We start from the raw sequence: 24,698 nt of genomic DNA, 5'->3' as shown, positions 1-24,698 counted from the left end.
GCCGACTAATTATGAAAGTCTTCAAAGACTATGAAGATTATCGTTTAAATAAAAATCGGGATAATATTGAAGAGGCATTAGAAGCATATTTAATTTCGAAAAAATCGCAGCTCATCCAATTTTCCGAACAGCAACCGAAGTTACAGGAACTTAAACGGGAAGCTTCAAAACTACTTCATTGGTTTAAAAAAGTAGAAAAAGATCTGAAATTCATATTAGAAAATCCTGATATTAGAATCTCATTCAACCATCAGAGTGATCAGGTTTTACTTGTAGACAGTCAAAAGCAATCTTTTTTTACTTTTGACTCTCTATCTTCTGGCTTTAAAGCTATATTTAAAATATATGCTTCTCTTTTAATGGAAGCACAGCTAAAAAATATTAAGCCAATAGATCTTTCTGGTATAGCGATAATTGATGAAATAGACGTTCATCTTCACATCTCTCTGCAAAAGAAAGTTTTGCCTTTTTTGATAAAAGCATTTCCCAAAGTCCAATTTATTGTGAGCACCCATTCGCCTTTTGTGATTACATCCACTGATAATGACACGGTAATTTATGATATTTCCAGTGGTGAATTCTTTGAGGAAGATTTGAGTCTTTATTCACATGAATCAATTATTAAAGAACTTTTCCATGTTAAAGATGATAATGAAAATCTAAAACAGCTATCTGATCAACTTTTACAGTTCATAAACTCAGAAGACTCAATTCAAGACCTGAATACAATTCAAGGCTTATTAGATGAATTTAATAAAGACTTTGCAAAACTATCCGTTGAGTTGCAACTTCAGTATATGGTCGCAAAAAATAAGCTTGCGAAATTGAAACATGAGGGTCATTAATTCATGTTTTCAGTTATAAGACCACCTACTTTCCCTAAAAGTTTAAGCACCTCTACAAAGGATTATCGTGCATCTGATGTAGTTGAAGAACTTCAAGATATATTCTTTGCAAAATGTTATCTATGCGAGAGACAGGGATTTCCTGATGTAAATATCGAACATCGTGACCCACATCTAGGTGACAGTACCAAAAAATTTGACTGGCATAATCTTTTTTATGCCTGTGTAAGATGTAATAGTATTAAAGGCGATACACATATAAATATTTTAGATTGTTGCCAATCTATTGATGTATCACAAGCAATTGAATTGCATTGCCCTGCAATTAATAATGAAAATCATAAAGTGATAGTAGAGTTAGGTAACTTACCAACCTCTTTAGAAATTGAAAGTACTATTCAACTTCTTGATAGATGTTTTAATGAAACTAATACATCACTAAGAAAAATTAGTAGGCACTCATTAATTAGGGATATACAAAAATATCAAACGCAGTTATTAAATATAAGATTTAACTTATTATACCCAAAACGACCTTTGACACAGATAACCAAACACAAACTTGTGAATGAACTAAAGGTAATGTGCAGCCCTGATTTCCCTTTCTCTGCTTTTTGGAAATGGGCAATTACACGGGATGCTGATTTATCAAGAGTTGTAGGTAATGTTTTTTAGTTTCCCCTCACCCCCCTTGCGAAGCAGTGCTTCTCATCCCAAAGGGAGAGGGAGTAATAGTATTTGATTTTGTATTTGCATAAATTTAATAATAGAGTTCCCTCTCCTGAGCAATTTTTAAAGCACTGCTTTAAAACGAAGCGCAAGTGATGAGTATCCTCAGAATATATTCTGAGTGCGCAAGGGAGAGGTAATTCTAATTAAGTTAAAGCATCCCATGTCTTAAAAACATCTCTAACCCTCTCACCTTCTTGATATACATCAGGCGTTCTTTTTCTACTTTAATCTGCTGTTTTATAGTGGCAGTATCTTCATCAATCTGCTTATACAGGTCAGCAATTTGAACTTTCCCTTTCGCTTTTTTCACTGCAATTCTGGTTTTCGATGACCAGACCAGTCTATTGATCAAGGCATCGATCTGTTCTTTTAATTTCTGGCCCTGTGCCTCCAAAGCCAGTTGATAAAACTTGAGTTGCTCTGCGCTTAAACCTTTTTGTGAAAATTCCTGATCTTGCTCAATCTGTAGTTGCATTCTCAGTAACGTAAACAGGTCCTGCTCCGCATAAGCCTCATTGGCACGTTGCAATAATTCAGTTTTCTTGATTTTTTTGACATCATTCACTTCACGGTCAGGGTGAATGATGGCAGCAATTTTTAAATATACGGTTTTCAATGACTGCTCTGCCATCGCTGCTGCCTGCTCCTGTTTTTCCTGCTGGCGTTTTAATCTGGCTTGCTCACGTGCCTGCTGAAAATGATCTGATTCCCATTCTTCAAATACTTCTGCATCTGCAAGATCTGAGGGATTCTCACTCTTAAAGAATGTTTCGAGTTCATTTACTTTCTTTTGACTTTTTCTGAATTGGGCATGTTCGGCACGTTGCTGATAGTAAGCGAAGATTTCATTCACTTTATGGGCTTGTTGCACCGACATTGCCTGAGAGTCTTTTAGATAATTTGCAAGGTATTGAATCTTTTCATCCAGCACCACCAGTTCTGCCTTGGAAAATGTGGTTTCCTGCAGGTGCTTCCAGAGCTGTTCCAGCTGCTTGAACAGTACGCCATGCAATTCATGGTAAACTGGCATGAAGGTTTTATGGGTATATTGCTGCAGATCTTCTTCAGCCTGTTGCCATTGGTGTAATTCCTGTTTCTGTTGCTCGATTTTATCAATCAGATGATCCAGCTTCTTCTGCTGTGGCGAAAGCGCTGTGAATGGCTGAATCATGGTTTTTAAGTCAAAGAGCATGGCAGGAGAAGGTCAAAGAAGAAATAATATCCATATTAAATCTTTCAGCTTTCGTCACAAAGTCCTTTTCAGTGTGCCCTTTCAAAATTTGTATCAGAATTAAAAAAAGCAGACCAAAGTCTGCTTTTTCGCTCTCATATTGATTATTCCAGCACTACACGACCATTCAGGGACTGCACCGGTCGGTTATTTGGATGGCCCATCAGTTTGGCAAATTCCGAAATCTGCTTGGCAGAAGCCTGTTGAATATCTTTCAGGATCAGCCAGCGTACCCCTTCCGAACACGGTGGTGTGGTCAGCGAGCCGCTAAAGCGATAATAATCCAGATTCTTAGGCAACATCTGATTCACATTTTGTGGCGTTTTCAAAACCACTTTCTCAACCTTCTTTTTTGGCAAACGGTTCCACATGCGTTTGAGCATCTGGCTTTCTGCACCCTGCTCGAACATCATCCCCACGACAGCCAGCTCACCTTTGGCATTGGCATGGACAAAATGGATTTCCAGTGGATAGCTTTTGCCTTTAATCAGGTTTTCACTCGGACTATGCAAATGAAACTGCTTCAGTACAAAGGTATCGCCATCCAGCTGCAATTCACCACCTTGCGCAAAATCCACCTGAACGGTATGACCTTTATTTTCGATCGCATGAATCATGGTGTTATAGCTGAACTTGAGCGGTTCCAGTTCTGCTTTCACTGTTCGCTCAATATTGATCGGTGACTGGTTCAGACCATTACAGGCCGAATATTTCTGGCTCAAAGTCGACCATTGCTCAGGCTGAGTATAATCCCAATCCGCATCTGCCCAGACCGCTGTACTTAAACCCATAACCGTTAAAAGCGTGAATATTCTTTTCACAATACATCCCTTGTTGGAAGTCAAAATCACAATTTCTAATTTAAAAACAGTTTATTAAAGTAGTGTAATCACTCTATTTTTCAGGCCACAAACTACAGATTTTTATAAAGATGAAGTGATTTGCTTACAAATTTCTAAATACTCCCAGGTATTCAAAATAAGTTATTCTGAATTTATATTGATAAATTTCAAATGGATAATACTTTTATAGATTTAAAAACAGCCAAAAAAGAATGTGATCTTCTTCAAATTTAATCTGCTGATTTTTTATGCATTATTTACATGAAATCTCTATCTTATTTTCAATAGATCAAATAGCTAGATTTTTAAGTTCAAGCTTCTTTTTTAAATAGAATCTACCTTTATTCATAAACTTACATAAACACAGCAGCAAATAAAATACTGATATTGCTAGACTCGAGCCAAAGAGAAAAATGAGGATAAAGAATTTAAATGGACTGGGCGACCATATTTATAAATGACACCACCTGGGAGTTTACCGCAGAAATTTTGCTGCGTTGTGCCCTGATGTACACGATGATTATCCTGTTTCTGCGCCTGACCGGAAAACGCGGGGTACGTCAGCTTTCCATCTTCGAAGTCGCTATCATTTTGAGCTTGGGTTCGATTGCCGGCGACCCGATGTTTACTGAAGATATTCCCCTGATTCAGGCAGTTCTGGTGATGTCGGTGATTATTATCATGTACCGCCTGACCACCTGGCTCATGATGAAATATCAGTGGTTTGAAGACCTACTGGAAGGTAAACCGATTTATATCGTAGAAGATGGCGTGCTGGTCGTTGAAGAAATTAAAAAAGGTAAGATGTCACATGATGAATTCTTTGCCGAAATGCGCCAGCAAGGCGTAGAGCATCTGGGTCAGGTACGCACCGGTTTACTGGAAACTGACGGTAAGTTCAGTATCCTGTTCTTCAAATCGGATGAGGTTCGGCCTGGGCTGCCACTTTTCCCTAAAACCTGCTCTATAGTCCAACAGGTCAAGGCCGGGCAATTATATGCTTGCATTTACTGTGGACAGGTACAAACCCTTTCACATGCCGACCAGCAATGTCCGCGCTGTGATTCTTCGCAATGGGCCGAAACGATTGACTGTTTAAGAATTACTTAAGCACGATTTAATAACTGCAAATGGGCAAAAATTTCCGGCAGTTGCTGAATTTTATATCGGATATGTTCGGCATCGGCATGAAAGCCTTGCATCCATAATGCATGCATTCCGGCCTCTGTAGCTCCTTGTACATCATTAATGGGATGGTCGCCAATATACAGGCACTGTGCAGGCTGCACGCCTAGACGCTCTGCAGTGATCTGGAATATTTCCGGCTGTGGTTTGTTAAAACCCACCAACCCCGAACTGATGATCTCATCAAAATAATTTTCAATGCCTAGGCCCCGAATCGTATTTAAACGGGTGTCATGTCCGCCATTGGAAACAACCGCAAGCTGATAACCCTCATCTTTCAGCTGCGTTAATACTTGCTCTGCTGCCGGCATTTCTACGGCGCAACGGCCAAACTGGCTAAACCAGAATTGGGCTAGTTCATCTATGCTGGGAGGATTTAACCAGCTTAGTTCCTGTAACAATGCATAGGCAGCCGAAGCTCCGATACTGCCATGCGTCAGCAATTCCTTTTTAGGATAACCGCCATTATCGATGCGTCTTACAATCTCGATAATTTTGTCAGACTCGACCTGTTTCAATGCTGGCGCATAATATTCTGCCAGATAACGGCTATAGGCTTGTGTCGTCAGATCACGATGGGTCAAGGTATTGTCGAGGTCAAATAAAACAGCTTGAATAGGCATAATTTTTAAAACGAAGTGCTGAAACTTTCAATCATGTTAACAGTCCGAAACTTGTTAGATCAGACATAAAATTGCTAAGTTTTGTTGTTTTAAGCATAAAAAAAGCGATGCCAAAGCATCGCCTTTTCTTAGAGTACAAAATCTAAATTAGAATTTGTATTCAACACCTGTACCTACAACTGGCTGATCCGTTTCATTTGAACCTTGTTCTAACATTAGGTAGCCCGCATAACCATATGCTTTCACCTGCTTGCTGAATGCATAGTCTGCACCAACTAGAATTTGTTGAGCTTCATAATCAGCTTTGGCAGTAGTAAATTCGGTTGTACTTTGACTATATTGACCTTTTACTGTCCATGCTTTTGCTGTTGACAGATTGTATTCAGCTCCAATTAACCAAGCTTGTTGATCATCAATAAATGCTGCTGCAGCGTCATTACCTGCAACATCTTCAACTTCTGATGTTTGGTATAATGCTTTAAGTGCTAAACCACTATCCAAATTTACACGACCAATCGCACGAATCGTATTTGCAGCAGCAAACGCACTACCTGCTACTCCACCTGTTACTTCTGGAGTAGAAGCATTTACGAAGCCACGACCTGCGAAGTTAGATGGAATCGCTTTATCATAACCAAGACCGGCCACTACTTTTTTATTATCATAAATAAGAGAAGTAGAGAAAGCATCGCCTAAACCACGGCCCGCAACTTTCACACCACCTTTTGACTTATCAATACCATCTGCTTCACCTGTTGCTAGCAATAAATTAGCATTTAACTTACCACCTGCAACTGCGAACGCTGGTGACTCATAAACAACTACATTATCAACACGATTTTCACCGGTAAAAATACCTGCCATATCTGCTTTATTATCAATATAGTTGTTAAAAGTATCTACTACTGAAGATAGCTGTTTTACAGGAGTATCAATTTTACCCACTTTTAATGTACCAAGTTTTGCATCTTTAATACCTACAAAAATATTTCTTGGAACAAATGCGTCATCATCCGTCGCAGATACATTTTCACCATCATCTGTATAGAAAGTGAATTCAGCTTGATAAAGTGCGCTTAAACGGTCAGTCAGTTTTTCATCGCCTTTTAAACCAAGAAATGAATTGTTGCTGTTTACTTCCACAACATCACGATTACCATTGGCATTATCTTCAGGTAAGTAATCTACTGACGCATCAATCTCACCATAGAAAGTTGGTGCTGCAAAAGTTGTCCCTGCCAAAAGGCTGAATGCAATTGCTGTTGCTAACTTAGTTTTCATCAAAAATATCCTTAATTTATTTTGTAACAAATAATACACACGGCGCTTATATTACAAAATTATTAAATTAATATTTATATATTCTATTTAGTACTTTAGGCTAACATTTAACCAAATAGTTGATTATTTAGAAATTTTATACTTTTTTTGCAACTTTCATCCATCGGAAAATTGGAATTAAACACATAATTGCTACGATCACGATCAGATTCAGATAATTTTGATAGCCTAAAGTATCTCCCAAAATGCCACTCAGGCTATAAAGTCCCCCACTCACCGTGGCCATCAGCGCCACCTGGAAGGTGAAATCTGTCCCTGCCAGATGCTTGCGACTGTATTGCATGACCAAGGTCAACATGACCACCAAGAGCATGGTAGAAATCATGTCTTCGGCCGCATTGATCAGATATATCATCCAGTTTTGTACTTTGTTTTGAGCTTCGTACTGCGCAGCCAGCCAGGCATAGGCCATTAAGCTTAATATTTTTAGAATTGAGAAAACGATCAAACTCGAGCTGCGAGACCAGTACTTCAGACACCAGCCCGCCAGTCCTGCTCCAATCAAGGCAGCCAAGGCTCCCAGCATGGTGACATAAAGGCCAATCTGGCTAAAGCTCAGCCTGAGATCCACCATTAAAGGTTTTAATAAAGGCCCGGATAAACCATCGGCGATTTTAAAGCTCAGTAAAACCAGAAGCCACCTCGCCAAGCTTAAATCTGACCAGAAGTATTGAAAATAGGTTTTTATATTGCTGAGTGCAGGTCCTTTATCAGCTGGCGTGATAATTTTTGAATGCTGAGATTCTCTAAAAAATAAAATGGGTAAAGTATTAAGAAAGACCAGAGCCGCCAGCAACAGAAAGGTACTTTGCCATTGCAGCAGATCCAGCAGCCATAATATGGCCCCGCCTCCGACAATGAATCCCAGTCGTGAACCGATGACCTGAAAGGTATTGCCCCAATGCTGTTGCTCATGATCCAGAATGTTCACCGCTAATGCATCGGTGGCAATATCCTGCGTGGCCCCAATACCATTCATCAGCAAAAGCGTGATAAAAAACAGTGCTAAATACAGCGGCTGATTCAAGGCCTGAATCGGTAGAAATGAGAGCCCAATCAATACAGCAACTGACAGCCATTGCAAGGGAATAATCCAGCTACGGTAATGACCTTTGGCGCTCGATCCATGCCGATCAACTAAAGGTGCCCAGAATATTTTAATCGACCAAGGCAGCATTAACAGACCAAAGCCCCCGATATGCGCCAGCGATACCCCTTCAGCTCGCAGAATGACTGGCAAGGCATGCGTCATAAACCCGACCGGAAGCCCCTGTGCCCAATACAGCGAAAACAGTAAGATATAGATATTCCGCATATGCAGGCCAAGTCCTTAAGGTGAAAATGCATCACCAGCATTTAAGATGCTATACATTTTGCCAATGATCCGGATTTTACAACAGTCTAATATAATAAAAAATAAAGAAAAATTAGTTTCAGGAAGGGACAAAAGCAATGGCCCAAATACGTTTCCCCCAACTCCCGCCGCATGTACCAGCCCGCGGCAGCAAGCTGAGCCGGACTTTTTTCAGGCAGCTTTTTTTGGCACAGGGCTGGCGTCTAGAAGGCGAATTTCCAGACCTACCTAAAGCAGTCGCGATTATTTCCCCGCACACTTCCAATATTGATGCATGGCTGGGTTTTAACGCCCTGCTTGGTCTCGGTATTCAGATTACGATTTTCGGTAAAGACAGTCTGTTTCGTACACCGCTAAAACCGGTTCTGGAATGGATTGGTGTGGTTCCTGTCGTCCGAGATAGCCCACAAGGACATACCCGACAGATTGTAGACATCATTGAAAAATCGCAGCAGATCTGGGTCGGTATGGCACCGGAAGGTTCACGTAAGGCACCAGAAAAAATTCGAAGCGGTTTTTATCATATTGCCAAGGCGGCCCATTTGCCGATTGTGATGTTTTCCTTTGATTATGATATCAAGACCATTCATATCCTGGGCGTCTACCATCTGACCGGTGATTATGAATACGATCTGGAACAGATTTATCAGCATTATCAAGGTAAATTCTCGGCCAAAAATCCGGACTGGGTGGCCAAGCCGTTACAAAAGCTTTTGAAAAAAGACTAGGCAAATACGGCTTTTTTTGATGTGATAGCCTGAATTTTGTTGATTTAATCACCAGTTTTTATAATGAAATTAGCCCGTTATGCCTTAATTGGCTGCCTTGGTTTCAGTCTTGCAGCCTGTGACAAAGCCACTAAAACACCTACGCCTGCCACGCCATTAAAAGCCCGTGAACCTGTCGTCGCCATTGCCCTCGGTGGCGGCGGTGCCAAAGGTTTTGCCCATATTGGCGTCATTAAAGTGCTCGAATCACACGGCATCAAACCGAAAATCGTCACCGGTACCAGTGCCGGCAGTTTTGTCGGTAGCCTGTATGCCAGTGGCAAATCGCCTTATCAGTTACAGCAGATTGCCCTGAATTTTAAAGAGTCGGATATCCGTGACCTAACTTTAAATCGACAAGGGATTATTGCCGGACAAAAACTGCAGGATTTCGTCAACAAGAATGTAGCGAACAAACCGATTGAGCAATTCCCGATACGTTTTGCTGCGGTAGCGACCCGTCTGGACACTGGACGCAAGGCAGATTTTATTAAAGGCAATGCCGGACAGGCGGTCCGAGCGTCCTGCAGTATCCCAAATGTGTTTGTACCTGCAGTGATTGGCGGCACCAAATATGTCGATGGCGGTCTGGTCAGTCCGATTCCGGTCAAGACCGCCAAAGATATGGGAGCAGATATTGTGATTGCCGTGGATATTTCTGCCCGTCCGGATGGTAATAAAGCCTTGAATATGTGGGGTGTACTGGATCAGACCCTGAACATTATGGGACAGCAAAGTATTAATGAAGAGTTGAGTCAGGCCACTGTGGTGATTCAGCCCAAAGTTGGGCATATCGGTACTTTGGACTTGAAAGCCAGCAATGCCACCATTCTTGAAGGTGAAAAGGCCGCTCAGCTGAAAATCCGTACTATTGAAAAAGCCATTAGCAACTTCAAGCAGTCTCCCGCGGCATTTAAACCGCCACGTCCGGCAAAATTTTGATGCATGAATTTTTTATATTCATCTGCGGCCGCATCTGCTACATTGAAGATCAATCATATAAAGATGATGATTAATTAAATACTTAGCGATATAGGTCACGATATGGAATTAGTTCTTGAACCTTGGCACTGGTTTGTATTAGGCATCCTTCTGATTCTATCGGAATTACTACTGCCCGCATTTGCTGCCCTGTGGTTCGGGATCGGTGCCATCATGGTTGGCGTCCTGTACTGGATGTTCCCGATGATGGGACTGACGACCCAGCTCCTGACCTGGATCGTACTTTCTGTTCTGTGTACGCTGCTCTGGTTTAAGTTTATCAAGCCACTTTCCATTGATAAGACCAAAGCCGGTCTATCGCGTGAAGCGACCATTGGTCAGGTGGGCATGGTGATTCAGACTAATCTGGATCATGGGCAAATCCGGGTGCGCTTTCCGATGCCAGTTTTAGGTTCGGATGAATGGGAATGCCGAACTCTGGACTCAGTTCAGGTCGGAGACCGCGTTCGCGTCGTGGATATTCTGGGTAATGACCTGGTCGTACAACCTCACAGCACGAATTATCAAAATCAATAAGGTGAATAAGCTATGTCTGGTGGTTCTATCATTGTTATCGCGTTTCTGGCCTTTGTTGCGATTACCATTTTTAAAGGTGTGCGGATTGTGCCGCAAGGCTACAAATGGATCGTACAGCGTCTGGGTAAATACCATACCACCCTAAATCCGGGCCTGAATTTTGTCATTCCTTATGTCGATGAAGTCGCCTATAAAGTCACAACTAAAGATATCGTTCTGGATATTCCCTCACAGGAAGTGATTACCCGTGATAACGCGGTTTTGCTGATGAATGCCGTGGCCTATATCAACCTGACTACGCCAGAAAAAGCAGTGTACGGGATTGAAAACTATTCCTGGGCGATTCAGAACCTGGTACAGACTTCACTGCGTTCGATTGTCGGTGAAATGGATCTGGATGATGCCCTGTCTTCACGTGACCATATCAAGGCACGCTTGAAATCCAGTATTTCCGATGATATCTCGGACTGGGGAATTACCCTAAAGACTGTGGAAATTCAGGATATTAAGCCATCAATTACCATGCAGACTGCGATGGAAGAACAGGCCGCTGCTGAACGTCAGCGTCGTGCAACCGTCACCAAAGCTGACGGTGAAAAACAGGCCGCCATTCTGGAAGCTGATGGCCGTCTGGAAGCCTCACGTCGTGATGCCGAAGCACAAGTGGTACTGGCTGAGTCTTCACAACGTGCAATTGACATGGTGACTTCCGCCATTGGTGATAATGAAATTCCGGTCGCCTATTTACTGGGTGAACAGTATATTAAAGCCATGCAGGATATGGCCAAATCGCCAAATGCCAAGACCGTGGTCCTTCCAGCCGATGTGTTAAATACGATCCGCGGTGTTATGGGTCGCCCTAACTAATTTATCTTTTGACTTTATACATAGGCAGCCCGAGGGTTGCCTATTTTTATTCGCGCAAGAAAATCTCAGCAAAAAATGTGAATTTATGGTTAAATTTCGCGTTTATTTTTGAAATCTACTGGATTTGATGTTGCCTGGCTTTCGGATTAAAGCTTTTCGCAACTATCTTATTCCTTGTTTCGATCTACTGTCCAACTTAAAAATGGATACCGTATGAGCTCCCTAAATCCAACCTTAATTACTTTTCTTTTCTATATTGTCGCAATGGTGGTGATTGGCCTGATGGCTTATCGCGCGACAAGCAACTTTTCCGATTACATCTTAGGGGGCCGACGTTTAGGGAGTTTCGTAACTGCACTTTCTGCAGGGGCTTCCGACATGAGTGGCTGGCTCCTGATGGGTCTGCCCGGTGCGATTTATCTTTCCGGCCTGTCTGAAATGTGGATTGCCATCGGTCTGATTATTGGTGCCTGGCTCAACTGGTTGCTGGTTGCTGGCCGTCTGCGGGTGCATACCGAAGTTCAGCACAATGCCCTGACCCTGCCGGATTATTTCTCGAATCGTTTTAACGACCAGAAGAAAATCCTGCGTATTGTTTCGGCTTTCGTGATTCTGATTTTCTTTGCGATTTACTGTGCTTCGGGCATGGTCGCAGGTGCGCGTCTGTTCGAAAGCATGTTTGACATGTCTTATAGCACCGCGCTCTGGATCAGTGCCATTGCCACCATCAGCTATGTGTTTATTGGTGGCTTCCTGGCTGTGAGCTGGACCGATACCATTCAGGCGGGGCTGATGATCTTTGCCCTGTTGCTGACACCAATCGTAACGTTAATGGCGTTCTCGGATATGTCCCAGGTGACTTTGGCACTGGAGGCTGCTCGTCCTCAAGCAATGAATATTCTGGGTGATCTCAGTCTTGTTGCGATTATCTCGCTCTTGGCTTGGGGTCTGGGTTACTTTGGCCAGCCGCATATTCTGGTGCGCTTCATGGCTGCAGATTCAGTCAAATCCATTCCAAATGCACGTCGTATTGGCATGACCTGGATGATTCTGTGTCTGGGCGGTGCAGTCGCAGCCGGCTTCTTCGGTATTGCTTATTTCCAGCAGCATCCAGAACTGGCAAGCGTGGTGAATGCCAATCCTGAAACCGTATTTATGGAACTGACCAAAATCCTGTTTAACCCATGGATTGCAGGTGTAGTTCTGGCGGCGATTCTTGCCGCAGTAATGAGTACTTTAAGCTGTCAGTTATTGGTCTGTTCAAGCACCTTGACAGAAGACTTCTATAAATCTTTCCTGCGTAAAAATGCCTCGCAAAAAGAACTGGTCTGGGTGGGCCGTTTGATGGTACTGCTGATTGCCTTGCTGGCAATCTGGATGGCGGGCAATCCTGAATCCAAAGTACTTGGTCTGGTGGCTTATGCCTGGGCAGGTTTTGGTGCCGCTTTTGGCCCGCTGATTATCCTGTCATTGTTCTGGAAACGCATGACTTTGAATGGTGCTTTGGCCGGTATGATCGTGGGTGCAGTCGTCGTTATTTTCTGGAAGAACCTGTTTGCTGACACTGGCCTGTATGAAATCGTTCCTGGTTTTATCTGTTCAATGCTGGCGATTGTGGTGGTGAGCCTGATGGGTAAAGCACCAACAGCAGAAATTACCGATCGCTTTGAAGAAGCTGAACGCCTGTATAACGAAAGCAAATAATTCTGTATCAACTAAAAAGAGGACTTCAAGTCCTCTTTTTTTATGCGGTTTCTTTAAACTTTTTTAGAAAAATAATTTTTCAATCAGCTTTTGCGCGTGAGCAAGAACTGGGTAATTTTCCTCAACTCTTCCGCCTGACCTTCAAAATGGTTCAAGGCATTGATCGCCTGATCATGTAATTGCTGGGCATAGGCCTTGGCCTGCTCCAGACCCATCAATGCCGGATAGGTTGATTTTTCAACTTGTTCATCTTTACCTGCAGTTTTCCCCAACACGTCGGTATCGGAAATAATATCCAAAATATCATCCTGTACCTGAAAGGCCAGACCAATCGCCTGTCCAAACTCACGTAATTTAGGAATGGCCAGATCGGTACCCTCAAAAATAGTCACCGCCGCCATCATGATCGCGGCACTAATCAAAGCACCGGTTTTATTGCGATGAATATTTTCCAGTGCTTGCTGATCGATTTTCTTGCCTTCAGACTGCAAATCTAAAACCTGACCATTCACCATTTTCGAAGAAGCGGTTGCCAGAATCTGCATCTGCTTCAGTACAATGGAAGCTTCTACCGCTGGCCCCTGATCAAACAGACGGCTACCCAAAATTTCAAAAGCCATCGATTGCAGGATATCACCTGCCAAAAGCGCGGTATCTTCTCCATAAGCCACATGACATGTCGGCTGGCCACGGCGCAGCAAATCATTGTCCATACATGGCAGATCATCATGAGCCAATGAATAGCAGTGAATAAACTCGATCGCAACCGCTGCACGGCGCACTGCGGCACTATTCTGGTTAGGCTTTAATGCAGCGGTGGCATAGCATAGCGCTGGACGTACCCGCTTGCCACCCAGCATCACAGCATGATGGACTGCCGACCTTAAAGGTTCCGGAATAGCAAAGGCTTCCAGAGCGGTCAATAAATCCTGTTGAATGCGGTGTTGTGCTTGAGTGAGTGCATGGGTTGATACGTCAGTGATAGATGACACATTCGCCTCGAATACGTAGTCCAGAAAAATAAAATGACAAGCGAATAAATGCCTGTACGTTGATCAGGCATTGTACCTAGAAATGCCTTGAATTTTCAGCCATAAATTGAATTGTTCTGCTGAAATTTGCTATTCAACATCAAATAAGCAAGGCAGAGATTTTAAACAATAACCTGAGTTCGATGAAATATTTTAGCTTTTTAGCAAGTTTTGGAAAGTTGGCTTATTTGGATTTAAGCAATAAGCCACTATAGCAGCCATAATATTCACCATAAAGTTATTCACCGAACGATGACGTGAATGGTCAATTTGATGTAAGTTTTTTAACTGATCATTCACTGTTTCGATCAATCCTCTTCTGCAAAGCAATTGTTTTTCTTCTTCAGTTTGGATGGGTTTATTTTTCATATTCTTGCGTGACGGGGTTAATAGTCTGAGCCCCCTTGCTGCTAAAGCTTCAGTTTTTGCTTTACTCAGATAGCCTTTATCGCCCAGTAAAATACCTTTTAACTCTTGGGTTAAAGATTCAAGTACAGCAACATCATGAACACTTCCCGATGTAATCTTGAGATTAATAATTTCACCCAAGTTGTTGATAACAATATGGACTTTAAATCCATAAAACCAACCTGTGCTACTTTTACCACGACCAGCTAAGCCTTTAAATACACGATGTCTTTTAATTCTAAGATTATGGCAAACGACCAATTTAGTCGAATCAATAATACAAATTCCGGTATCTTCTCCTTTAACTTGATGGAAGAAACTACTCAAAGCTTGCAAACAACGCGGCATAATTTCAATAAAACGATTGTAACTAAGAAGCTTGGGAAAAGCTGATTTCCAAAATGGGATGATCATATGACAATAAAAATATTTGAAAAATCTAAACCCGGATTTATGAAATAAAATGACAATGGTCATGACTTCAGACAAGCTTAAAGCTGACTTTTTCATTGTTGTTTTTTGATCAGAAATTAGAGCTTTCTCTAAAGATTCATTAAACTTTTTGCAGAAATCATCCAAGATACAAAATAATTCGGTAATATAGTCCATGAAAAAGCCTTGCTCTGAAATGTTTTGTCTTCGTAACCAAGATATTACAGATGCTAAGGCTTTTTTTTATTTATTTTTTATGTCGAACTCAGGTACAATAAAAAAACCACCGTAGAATCGGTGGTTTTTTTAGGCTAAATGTATGCACGGCATTTAAACGAGAACATCTTCTGGTACGCGCACCCAGCCTTCCATCAACACGCGGGCACTCCGGCTCATTATCGCTTTCTTCACTTTCCACTCACCATTTTCAAAACTTGCTTGTGCACCGACTCTCAACGTCCCGGAAGGATGCCCAAAACGTACCGCTTCACGCTCTACTCCACCTGCAACCCGATTTACCAAGGTTCCGGGAATGGCAGCCGCTGTACCAATTGCGACAGCAGCGGTACCCATCATGGCATGATGTAATTTACCCATAGACAAGGCACGAACCAGAATATCGGTATCCGATTCAGTGACGGTCTTGCCACTTGAAGAGGTATAGCTACTCGGTGGTGCAACAAAGGCAATTTTTGGCGTGTGTTGTCGGGTTACGGCTTCGGCAATATCCTGAATCAGTCCCATCTGCTTCGCCGCATAGGCACGAATTGTCTCAAATTTTGTCAGGGCTGCCACGTCATTATTGATATGATCCTGAAGCTCTGTGCCCTTATAGCCGAGATCTCCCGCATTTAAAAATACGGTTGGAATGCCGGCATTAATCATGGTCACTTCGAAGCTGCCAATATTGGGCACTTCCAAAGTATCGACCAGATTGCCTGTCGGAAACATCGAACCACCTTCAGCATCGTCATCGGCTGGATCCAGAAACTCGATCTGCACTTCGGCCGCAGGAAAGGTTACGCCATCCAGTTCGAAATCACCCAGCTCCTGCACCTGTCCATTCTGCATCGGCACATGTGCAATAATGGTTTTCTGAATATTGGCCTGCCAGATGCGTACTGTGCACAACCCATTTTCAGGAATACGTTCGGCATCGACCAGACCATTGGAAATGGCAAATGCACCTACTGCCGCGGTCAGATTGCCACAGTTGCCACTCCAGTCCACAAAAGGACGGTCAATCGACACCTGACCAAATAAATAATCGACATCATGATCAGCGTGTTGGCTTTTTGACAGGATCACCGTTTTACTGGTGCTGGAACTGGCACCCCCCATACCATCGATCTGTTTCCCGTATGGATCTGGGCTACCAATCACGCGCAGCAAAAGCTGATCACGAATCCGGCCAGGCTGTTGTGCTTGCGCAGGTAGGTCATCCAGCTTAAAGAAAACACCTTTACTGGTGCCTCCACGCATATAGGTTGCAGGAATCTTGATTTGGGCGGCAAAACTCATGAATTATTTCATCCTTTGACTTGTCTTTGTTTTCGTACGGGTTATTCAATATTTATATTCAAAGTATAGTATGTTGAAAGCAGAACTGCTTGACTGCCAGACCTTAGTATAAAAAAACGGCATTTGTATTTTATCCAAGAAAATAGAGAACTCATCAGTAACAGTTTCAATAAAATTAATATATTGATTCATTTATATTTTATTTCAGTTATTTATATGAATATTTTTTATTATTCCTCCAACAATATTTCATTCTTAGGATGGACTAGGCTTCTTTAGTCTGATCAATTACAATCAGCCACTTATCATTTTCCATTGTCGGGCTGAACACTTTGAATAACGAGTCTTCACAACTTCAGCGTGGCTTAAAGAACCGTCATATTCAGTTGATCGCCATGGGCGGTGCAATTGGCACAGGCTTATTCTTAGGTTCCGCACAGGTGATCCAATCTGCGGGTCCTTCTATTATTTTAGGCTATGCCATTGGGGGCCTGATTGCATTTTTAATCATGCGTCAATTGGGTGAGATGATTGTTCATGAACCTGTCGCAGGTTCATTCAGCCATTTTGCTTATAAATACTGGGGCAAATTCCCCGGTTTCCTTGCGGGTTGGAACTACTGGATTCTGTATATCCTGGTAGCCATGACCGAACTTACTGCGGTTGCGAAATATATCAACTACTGGTGGCCGCATATTCCAGCTTGGGCATCGGTACTGTTTTTCTTTATCGTGATTACACTGGTCAACCTCGGCAATGTGAAATTCTACGGTGAATCGGAATTCTGGCTTTCTATCATTAAAGTGACTGCGGTCATCTCGATGATTGTCTTTGGCTTGTATCTGATCCTGACTGCTGATGCTTCTTCAGGCGCATCTTTTAGCAATCTTTGGACCGCGGGCGGTTTCTTTCCGAATGGTTTTGAAGGTCTGTTCTACATGCTGGCCTTCCTGATGTTTGCCTTCGGTGGTATTGAACTGATCGGTATGGCAGCGGCAGAAGCTGAAAATCCGGAAAAAACCATTCCGAAAGCCATTAATCAGGTGGTTTTCCGTATTCTGATTTTCTATGTCGGCGCCTTGACCATTCTGTTATCACTCGTGCCTTGGAATCAGCTTGAGCTTGGGGGTCTGGACAAAAGTCCTTTCGTGATGATTTTCAGCCAGCTTGGCATTGACTGGGCAGCACACTTACTGAACTTTATTATCCTGACAGCAGCACTGTCTGTGTATAACAGTGGTATGTATGCCAACAGCCGGATGCTCTACGGTCTGGCTCAACAAGGAAATGCACCTAAAGTCTTCATGAAAGTGAATAAGCAAGGTACGCCAATTCCTGCTGTATTGTTCTCTGCCGTGCTGATTTTCGGCTGTGTGCTACTTAACTACTTCGTGCCTGAAGATGCCTTAAGCCATCTGATTTACATCGTAGTCGGTGCACTGGTATTGAACTGGGCCATGATTACCCTGACCCATCTTAAGTTTATTCAAAGCATGAAAAAGCTGGGACAGAAGACTTCTTTCCCTGCGCTATGGTCTCCGGCGGGCAATATTCTGGTTCTTGGTTTTATTCTTACGATTCTTTACATCATGTGGACGCAAGGATTCCAGGAATCTATTTTGATGATCCCGCTTTGGATTGTAGTTATGTTTGGTCTGTTTAAGTTACTTAAGCCTAAAAATATCTAGACAACTCCTGTAGCTATGAGTCCTTAAAAGTTATTGCTTCGGCAATAACTTTTTTTTGTATTTTTTACAGTACAATAGCCTTCTTTTCGCGCCCTTAGCTTAACTGAATAGAGCAGTTGCCTCCTAAGCGACCGACGTGGGTTCGAGTCCCGCAGGGCGCACCATCCTTTCAAAATGTGATCTATACTTCAAAAAATTAGCGTTAATCTTCATATTTTTAGAATATTTTTTATACAAAAAATCATTTTTTCTTCATTATTTTATTTCTTTTACTTTCAAATACTTATTTCAAAATGAGGCTATTTTTTGGTGTAAAAACTCTATTTTGATGCTTTTTTAGACTAATTAGTTTTTTCTAGAGCATTTACTCTTATTTTAATTGTGCTATTTTTGTCACATGGAGTAACAAATGATTGCGGATAAATACCCGAAATCTCCAAGAATTTAATAAGTGCAAACAACAACGCCAGATATAAATTTGTACCTCAAGGAAAGACGTAAATGAAATTAAAAACATTAACTACTTCAATGATTCTCGCAACTGTACCAATGACGGGTGCATTTGCAGCAGCTTTAGATCGCTCAGGTCAATCTATCGCAGCGTTTTTACAACCAGGTAATTACTTTGAGGCTGGTATTTCTGTATTAGATCCATCTGTATCTGGTAAAGCTAATGCAGGCTATACTCCTAACCCTGCTATTCCTGCAGCATTAGCTGGTCTTGAGAATACCTCTCTATCAGACATGGGCGAAGATTATTACTTCCCAAGTGCAGCATTAAAGTTTCAAGTAGCTGATAATTTATCAGTGGGTCTTTTATATGATCAACCTTTTGGTGCTGATGCGGCCTATTCAGTTGGTGATGCTGGAGCAAACCCAGCATTAGCAGGTTTGGGTCTTCCAGCTGCATTATTTGCTGGACAAGGCTTATTCCATAACGGCCAAGAAGCAACTGAAGTAGAAGTTACAACCGAAAATTTAACATTCCTAGTAGGCTTCCAACCAACTGAAAACTGGAATCTATATGGTGGTGCGGTATATCAGACCGTTAAAGGGAATGTTCAACTACGTGGTACCGCATACGGTTCTACTATTGCATTAGGCCAATATAATGCAGATATGAAAGAAGATTCTGCAGTAGGCTGGATTGCAGGTTTAGCTTACCAAATTCCTGAAATTGCATTAAAAGCATCATTAACTTATCGTTCTGAAATCGATCATGAATTAGCAACCAATGAATATGGTACAAGCTTAGTTTTAACTGGTTTAGTTCCTGGGCCAGGTGCGGTATATAACGAAAACACTACTACTAAAATTACAACTCCACAATCTGTAAACCTTGATTTCCAAACTGGTATCATGGCTGACACAGTCGCTTTTGCTAATGTGCGCTGGGTAAACTGGGAAGATTTTTCAATTCGTCCTGAACAGTTTGGTACAGTTTCAGAAGCTTTAGGTGCCGCAGGCTTAACCCCAGATAATCCAAATGGTTTTGACTTAGTGGGTTATACAGATGATCAATGGTCAGCTACTGTAGGTGTAGGCCGTAAATTTAATGAAAAATGGGCAGGTAATGTCTCTGTAGGTTGGGATTCAGGTGCAGGCAACCCTGTTTCAACTTTAGGTCCAACTGAAGGTTACTGGAATGTTGGCCTAGGTCTGCAATTCTCACCTGCTGCAAACTACTTTATCGCTGGTGGTGTGAAGTACTTCTGGTTAGGTGATGCTAAAGCTCAACCTGCATCAATGTTTGGTACAGGAAACTCTGTGGCACAATTTGAAGATAACCATGCTTTAGGTTATGGCTTAAAAATGGGCTATCGCTTCTAATTCCTGTTAGTTAATAAAAACCACCTTCGGGTGGTTTTTATTGTCTCATTTATATTTTTATACACCCGTATACTATTCGATGCTTTTATCACCAATCAAATTTTGCCTAAATTTTGTTTTTAATATATTTTGATAAAAATTATTATTTGTTTATTTTCATTAAGTTAATCAAAAAAATATAGTATAAATACTCTAAGCAATCATTTTTTATAACCGCCATAGTTAATTTCTTGGACGAAGTGGAGCATTTACTCTTTTTAAATTTGTGTTACTTTTCCACAACTTTTATTAATATTTATGCAACATTGTCAAGGATGAGCCATGAAGCTTAAGCCAATCTCTATCGCTATTCTTCTTTCTAGCCTGCCTACTTCTCTCGTGTTCGCTGCCGGTTTAGACCGTTCAGGCCAGTCTATTCAGGCTTTTTTACAACCTGGTAACTATGCAGAAGCAGGAATTTCTGTTCTTGATCCAACTGTGAAAGGGACATCTAAAGTATCTGCTTTTGAAGGTGAAAAAATTAACGACATGGGGGAAGATTACTATTTCCCCTCTGCTGCAATTAAAGTTCAAGCAACAGACAAAATTTCTTTAGGCTTGATCTATGATCAACCTTTTGGAGCAGATGCAACATACGCTGAAACTGCTGGTTCTTTTGGTAATGGTGTAGAAGGTACATCAGTTGATGTTGACACACATAATTTAACTGCCCTCATTGGTTATCAACCTACAGAAAACTGGAATTTCTATGCTGGTCCAGTGTGGCAAACTGTTGAGGCTGATATTAAATTACGGGGGGGTGCTTATTCTTTATTAAGTGGCTATAACATTCAGCTTAAACAAGAAGAAGCCTTTGGATGGCTTGCTGGATTTGCTTATCAAATTCCTGAAATTGCATTAAAAGCTTCTGTTACCTATCGTTCAGAAATTAAGCATAAAGCAAAATCTTCTGAACAGTCTGATTTAGCTCTTTTAGGACAACAACTTCCTGATGCAGGTCATCCTTTAAGTCCAGCAAAACCATTATTGGCGACTTTAGGTGAAAGAGAAAGTACTGTAGAGGCGGTTACACCTCAGTCGGTAAATATTGATCTGCAATCAGGTGTCGCTCAAAATACTATTGCTTTTGCAAATCTTCGTTGGGTTCATTGGGATCAATTTGCTGTAACACCATCTTTACTCGCTCAAGCTTCAGCCTTGGCAAAAGGAAAAGCACAAAATCTGATCGATTACTCTAATGATCAATGGTCAGCAACAGTCGGTGTAGGTCGCAAATTCAATAATAAATGGTCAGGTTCAGCTTCTGTAGGTTATGACTCAGGTGCAGGCAACCCTGTAACGACTTTAGGTCCAACTGAAGGTTACTGGAATGTAGGCTTAGGTGCTCAATATAGCCCTGCTGAGAATTACTTTATTCAGGCTGGCGTAAAATATTTCTGGTTAGGCGATGCCCAAGCACAAACTGGCGGTACTATTGTAGGTGATTTTGAAGACAACCATGCCATGGGTTATGGCCTAAAAATCGGCTACCGTTTCTAAGCAATAAAGAGTTTTACTCTAATAAAAAAAGGCACCCTTTGGTGCCTTTTTTTAATTTCAAACTTAAAAATTAAGCTGGAATATTACGTACCGATGCATTACGGATTGCTTCTTTCAATGCGTCATAACCATAAATTGGCGGGAATTGCGGGAATTCTGCAATCACATTCTCTGGTGCGTCGAACAGGAAGCCATGATCTGCTTCACCCAGCATTGTCGTATCGTTATATGAATCACCGGCTGCAATCACACGGAAATTCAGACCGTGTAATGCTTTCACTGCCTGACGCTTCTGATCTGGCTGGCGAAGTTTATAAGCAGTGATCATGCCCTCTTCATCAGTTTCCAGCTTATGACAGAAAATCGTTGGCCAGCCTAGTTGCTTCATTAAAGGATGAGCAAATTCATAGAAAGTGTCAGACAGAATAATCAGCTGAAAATGAGTACTTACCCATTCTACAAATTCCTTGGCGCCTTCAAATGGCCCCATATCCGCAATCACAGCCTGGATATCATTTAGACCCAAACCATGCTGTTTTAAAATATTCAAACGCTGGGTCATCAACACATCATAGTCAGGAATATCACGTGTCGTTGCTTCGAGCTCTTTAATACCTGTTTTTTTAGCAAAATTGATCCAGATTTCTGGAACCAAAACGCCCTCTAGATCTAGACATACGACTTCCATGAAGCATCCCCTCAGTTGTATTGAAAAAATTTTGCCCTATCATAGCTGAAGAAAAAGATTTTGCACTGTTCTTTTTTAAATCTGTTTTTTTCATAAGTATTTATTTTTTAGTGATAAGTAGCTTTGGGCATTTCTATTAAAATAGAATAAATCTGAAATAAATTCATATAGGCCACGTCATTTCCAAGCCTATGTCGCCAGGACTCATATGACCAAAATCCCCACTATTGCTATGGTAGATGCGCTCGCATCTGAATATGCAGATAAATCACCAAGTGAAATTTTAGCGCTTGCTCTCGACCAGGAAGGCGAAATTGCCATTTCATTTTCCGGTGCAGAAGATGTCGTACTGATTGATATGGCATCCAATTTAGGTAAACCTTTCCGGGTATTTAGCCTGGATACAGGGCGTCTGCATGCTGAGACTTATCAATTTATTGAAAAGGTTCGTCAGCACTATAATATTGATATCGAAATCTGCTTCCCGGAAACAGAGGAGATTCAACAACTGACGACTGAAAAAGGTTTGTTCAGTTTTTACCGTGACGGCCATCAGGAATGTTGCGGAATCCGCAAGGTGCAACCTTTACGCAAAAAACTGGCAACTTTAGATGGCTGGATTACCGGTCAGCGTAAAGACCAAAGCCCGGGAACACGGAATGACATTCCGGTGGTTCAATCTGATGAAGGTTTTTCTGGTCCAGGCAAACAGCTGATTAAATATAATCCCCTTGCCAACTGGTCTAGTGCAGATGTGTGGAATTATATCCGAATGATGGAAATTCCATACAACCCACTACATGAAAAAGGTTTTATCTCCATTGGCTGTGAACCTTGTACCCGTCCTGTGCTGCCAAATCAGCATGAACGTGAAGGACGCTGGTGGTGGGAAGAAGCCACCCATAAAGAATGTGGCTTGCATGCCGGGAACTTGAAAAAATAATCTTAAAAAACCATCCGTTCGTCGGGTGGTTTTTTTGTGAACCAATCGGCTACAGAAAAATCAGTACCTTTATGCGACAAAATCGCTATACTTTGTAATGTGATACCAATAATTCTAACAAGGTTGCTTATACATGAGCAGCTGAAGAAAATGCAGTGAGGCAATCTACGCTATGCGTCCATTACATCCGATTGACTTTATTTTTTTGTCTTTAGAGAAACGGCAGCAGCCTATGCATGTAGGCGGGTTATTTTTGTTTCAAATTCCTGACAATGCACCAGCCTCTTTTATCCGGGATCTGGTGACTGATATTCGCAATTCCAAATCCTCACCGATTCCTCCATTTAATAACTATTTAAACGGTTTATTTTGGGATGAAGATGAAGAGTTTGATTTAGATCATCATTTTCGTCATATTGCCTTACCGAAACCTGGGCGTATCCGCGAGCTGCTGACTTATATTTCCCAAGAACACAGCGCACTGATTGACCGCGCTAAACCTTTATGGACCTGTCATATTATTGAAGGCATTGAAGGCAACCGTTTTGCCATGTACTTCAAGATTCACCATGCCATGGTGGATGGAATCGCTGGCATGCGTCTGGTCGAAAAATCACTTTCATTTGACCCCCATGCCAAGAGTATTGTACCGCCATGGTGTGTGGAAGGGCCACGTGCCAAACGCCTTAAAGCACCTAAAGTTAACAGGTTTAAAAATGTCCTGCAGACCATTAAGGGGCAACTGGAATGTGCGCCACGAGTTGCTTATGAACTGTCGCAAACTGTCATGAAGGATATGGGACGTAATCCCGATTATGTGTCCAGCTTCCAGGCACCAAGCAGTATTCTGAATCAACGCGTCAGTGCTTCACGTCGCTTTGCCGCACAGTCTTTCGAATTTTCACGTTTACGTCATATTTCCAAAGCGTTGGGCGTGACCATTAATGATATCGTACTGGCCATTTGTTCAGGTGCATTACGTGAATATTTATTATCGCAAAATGCCTTACCGAAAAAACCGTTAATCGCCATGGTTCCAGCTTCGGTTCGTAGTGACGATTCAGATATATCCAACCGTATTACCATGATTCTGGCCAATCTGGGCACACATAAAGAAGATCCGCTGGAACGTCTCAAGATCGTACGCCGTAGTGTACTGAGTGCCAAAGAGCGCTTTAAACGTATGAATGCCAATCAAATCTTGAACTATAGCGCCTTTGTCTATGGTGCCGCAGGTCTGAATATTGCATCCGGTTTAATGCCGACACGTCAGGCATTTAACGTGATTATTTCCAATGTACCTGGACCACAAGAGCCCCTTTACTGGAATGGTGCACGTCTTGAAGCACTTTATCCGGCTTCTATCGTACTGGATGGTCAGGCCTTGAATATCACCATGACCAGCTATCTAGACAAACTGGAAGTCGGCTTAACTGCATGTCGTAATGCCCTGCCGAAAATGCAGAACTTGCTGACACATCTGGAAGAAGAAATTCAACGTTTTGAACTTATTGTAGATGGCGAACCTGTCCCAAAGTTACGGGCGGTAAGCTAGCCGCGGATGAATAAATAAGATAGATGGACTGCCAAAGATGCTGATCATTTTTGC

At 42.0% G+C, this 24,698-nt stretch carries 21 protein-coding genes, 1 tRNA gene and 1 pseudogene; 14 read left to right on the top strand and 9 right to left on the bottom strand.

The annotated features are described in order from the left end of the window. Window positions 1–2: 2 nt before the first annotated feature. Both I6L24_RS07940 and I6L24_RS07935 read left to right on the top strand, forming a co-directional pair. Window positions 3–845, top strand: a pseudogene (locus I6L24_RS07940) (AAA family ATPase); the annotation flags it as partial. A 3-nt stretch (window positions 846–848) separates the two neighbouring features. Continuing rightward, complete coding sequence (locus I6L24_RS07935; protein ID WP_004730339.1) at window positions 849–1,520, top strand: hypothetical protein; 672 nt, start codon at window positions 849–851, stop codon at window positions 1,518–1,520. Window positions 1,521–1,725: 205 nt separating this feature from the next. Here the strand turns inward: I6L24_RS07935 and I6L24_RS07930 are convergent, their stop codons facing one another. Both I6L24_RS07930 and I6L24_RS07925 read right to left on the bottom strand, forming a co-directional pair. Continuing rightward, entirely contained in the window at window positions 1,726–2,769 is a 1,044-nt protein-coding gene (locus tag I6L24_RS07930) for a coiled-coil domain-containing protein (protein WP_004730341.1), read from the bottom strand. Between the two features lie 143 nt (window positions 2,770–2,912). Continuing rightward, on the bottom strand, window positions 2,913–3,599 hold the full coding sequence (locus I6L24_RS07925) for a carbonic anhydrase (protein WP_216986623.1): 687 nt from the start codon (window positions 3,597–3,599) through the stop codon (window positions 2,913–2,915). Window positions 3,600–4,082: 483 nt separating this feature from the next. Here I6L24_RS07925 and I6L24_RS07920 point away from each other — a divergent pair, with 483 nt between their 5' ends. Then, window positions 4,083–4,760, top strand: coding sequence for a DUF421 domain-containing protein (locus I6L24_RS07920; protein ID WP_004730345.1), 678 nt, complete (start codon window positions 4,083–4,085; stop codon window positions 4,758–4,760). Here the strand turns inward: I6L24_RS07920 and I6L24_RS07915 are convergent. From I6L24_RS07915 to I6L24_RS07905, 3 genes are all read right to left on the bottom strand, one after another. Beyond that, on the bottom strand, window positions 4,757–5,458 hold the full coding sequence (locus I6L24_RS07915) for an HAD family hydrolase (protein ID WP_004730347.1): 702 nt from the start codon (window positions 5,456–5,458) through the stop codon (window positions 4,757–4,759). The two genes, I6L24_RS07920 and I6L24_RS07915, sit on opposite strands and share 4 nt — an antisense overlap. 147 nt (window positions 5,459–5,605) lie before the next feature. Next, complete coding sequence (locus I6L24_RS07910) at window positions 5,606–6,739, bottom strand: porin (RefSeq protein ID WP_004730350.1); 1,134 nt, start codon at window positions 6,737–6,739, stop codon at window positions 5,606–5,608. A gap of 136 nt (window positions 6,740–6,875) precedes the next feature. Beyond that, window positions 6,876–8,114 (bottom strand): MFS transporter, encoded by a 1,239-nt coding sequence (locus I6L24_RS07905; RefSeq protein ID WP_216985889.1) that lies wholly within the window; start codon window positions 8,112–8,114, stop codon window positions 6,876–6,878. A gap of 137 nt (window positions 8,115–8,251) precedes the next feature. On the opposite strand from I6L24_RS07905, the gene I6L24_RS07900 reads away from it, so the two are divergent. The 5 genes from I6L24_RS07900 to putP all read left to right on the top strand — a co-directional run bounded on the left by I6L24_RS07900 (window position 8,252) and on the right by putP (window position 13,009). Continuing rightward, complete coding sequence (locus I6L24_RS07900) at window positions 8,252–8,881, top strand: 1-acyl-sn-glycerol-3-phosphate acyltransferase (protein ID WP_216985888.1); 630 nt, start codon at window positions 8,252–8,254, stop codon at window positions 8,879–8,881. Between the two features lie 63 nt (window positions 8,882–8,944). After that, complete coding sequence (locus I6L24_RS07895) at window positions 8,945–9,862, top strand: patatin-like phospholipase family protein (RefSeq protein ID WP_216985887.1); 918 nt, start codon at window positions 8,945–8,947, stop codon at window positions 9,860–9,862. Window positions 9,863–9,964: 102 nt separating this feature from the next. Beyond that, entirely contained in the window at window positions 9,965–10,438 is a 474-nt protein-coding gene (locus I6L24_RS07890) for an NfeD family protein (RefSeq protein WP_216985886.1), read from the top strand. Window positions 10,439–10,450: 12 nt separating this feature from the next. Then, entirely contained in the window at window positions 10,451–11,305 is an 855-nt protein-coding gene (locus I6L24_RS07885; RefSeq protein WP_004279377.1) for an SPFH domain-containing protein, read from the top strand. Between the two features lie 213 nt (window positions 11,306–11,518). Next, complete coding sequence (gene putP / locus I6L24_RS07880) at window positions 11,519–13,009, top strand: sodium/proline symporter PutP (protein WP_213686986.1); 1,491 nt, start codon at window positions 11,519–11,521, stop codon at window positions 13,007–13,009. 83 nt (window positions 13,010–13,092) lie between these two features. Here putP and I6L24_RS07875 read toward each other — a convergent pair whose 3' ends face one another. The 3 genes from I6L24_RS07875 to prpF all read right to left on the bottom strand — a co-directional run bounded on the left by I6L24_RS07875 (window position 13,093) and on the right by prpF (window position 16,401). Further along, window positions 13,093–14,001: a polyprenyl synthetase family protein gene (locus I6L24_RS07875; protein WP_216985885.1), complete on the bottom strand. Its 909-nt coding sequence runs from the start codon at window positions 13,999–14,001 to the stop codon at window positions 13,093–13,095. 192 nt (window positions 14,002–14,193) lie between these two features. Continuing rightward, entirely contained in the window at window positions 14,194–15,057 is an 864-nt protein-coding gene (locus I6L24_RS07870; protein ID WP_004729973.1) for an IS982 family transposase, read from the bottom strand. 153 nt (window positions 15,058–15,210) lie between these two features. Beyond that, a complete protein-coding gene (gene prpF / locus I6L24_RS07865) occupies window positions 15,211–16,401 on the bottom strand; it encodes a 2-methylaconitate cis-trans isomerase PrpF (RefSeq protein WP_216985884.1) in 1,191 nt (396 codons plus the stop codon). Window positions 16,402–16,733: 332 nt separating this feature from the next. On the opposite strand from prpF, the gene I6L24_RS07860 reads away from it, so the two are divergent. The 4 genes from I6L24_RS07860 (at window position 16,734) to I6L24_RS07845 (ending at window position 21,458) form a co-directional block, all read left to right on the top strand. Beyond that, window positions 16,734–18,089, top strand: a complete 1,356-nt coding sequence (locus I6L24_RS07860; RefSeq protein WP_216985883.1) for an amino acid permease — start codon at window positions 16,734–16,736, stop codon at window positions 18,087–18,089. Window positions 18,090–18,177: 88 nt separating this feature from the next. Further along, window positions 18,178–18,253, top strand: a tRNA-Arg gene (locus tag I6L24_RS07855). Between the two features lie 337 nt (window positions 18,254–18,590). Beyond that, window positions 18,591–19,919 carry an OmpP1/FadL family transporter gene (locus tag I6L24_RS07850; protein WP_216985882.1) on the top strand — a complete coding sequence of 443 codons (1,329 nt, stop codon included), beginning with the start codon at window positions 18,591–18,593 and terminating at the stop codon, window positions 19,917–19,919. 321 nt (window positions 19,920–20,240) lie between these two features. Continuing rightward, window positions 20,241–21,458, top strand: a complete 1,218-nt coding sequence (locus tag I6L24_RS07845) for an OmpP1/FadL family transporter (RefSeq protein WP_004783082.1) — start codon at window positions 20,241–20,243, stop codon at window positions 21,456–21,458. A gap of 70 nt (window positions 21,459–21,528) precedes the next feature. Here the strand turns inward: I6L24_RS07845 and thrH are convergent, their stop codons facing one another. After that, window positions 21,529–22,146, bottom strand: coding sequence for a bifunctional phosphoserine phosphatase/homoserine phosphotransferase ThrH (thrH, locus tag I6L24_RS07840; protein ID WP_004783083.1), 618 nt, complete (start codon window positions 22,144–22,146; stop codon window positions 21,529–21,531). A 208-nt stretch (window positions 22,147–22,354) separates the two neighbouring features. On the opposite strand from thrH, the gene I6L24_RS07835 reads away from it, so the two are divergent. Together I6L24_RS07835 and I6L24_RS07830 are read left to right on the top strand one after the other, a co-directional pair. Further along, window positions 22,355–23,089, top strand: coding sequence for a phosphoadenylyl-sulfate reductase (locus I6L24_RS07835; protein WP_004783085.1), 735 nt, complete (start codon window positions 22,355–22,357; stop codon window positions 23,087–23,089). 172 nt (window positions 23,090–23,261) lie between these two features. Continuing rightward, complete coding sequence (locus I6L24_RS07830) at window positions 23,262–24,644, top strand: WS/DGAT/MGAT family O-acyltransferase (RefSeq protein WP_216985881.1); 1,383 nt, start codon at window positions 23,262–23,264, stop codon at window positions 24,642–24,644. Window positions 24,645–24,698: the final 54 nt, after the last annotated feature.

The organism is Acinetobacter lwoffii (genome assembly GCF_019048525.1).
GTDB lineage: Bacteria > Pseudomonadota > Gammaproteobacteria > Pseudomonadales > Moraxellaceae > Acinetobacter > Acinetobacter lwoffii_K.
Note: the sequence above shows the minus strand (reverse complement) of the source record. Positions and strands in the feature narration are given on the sequence as shown.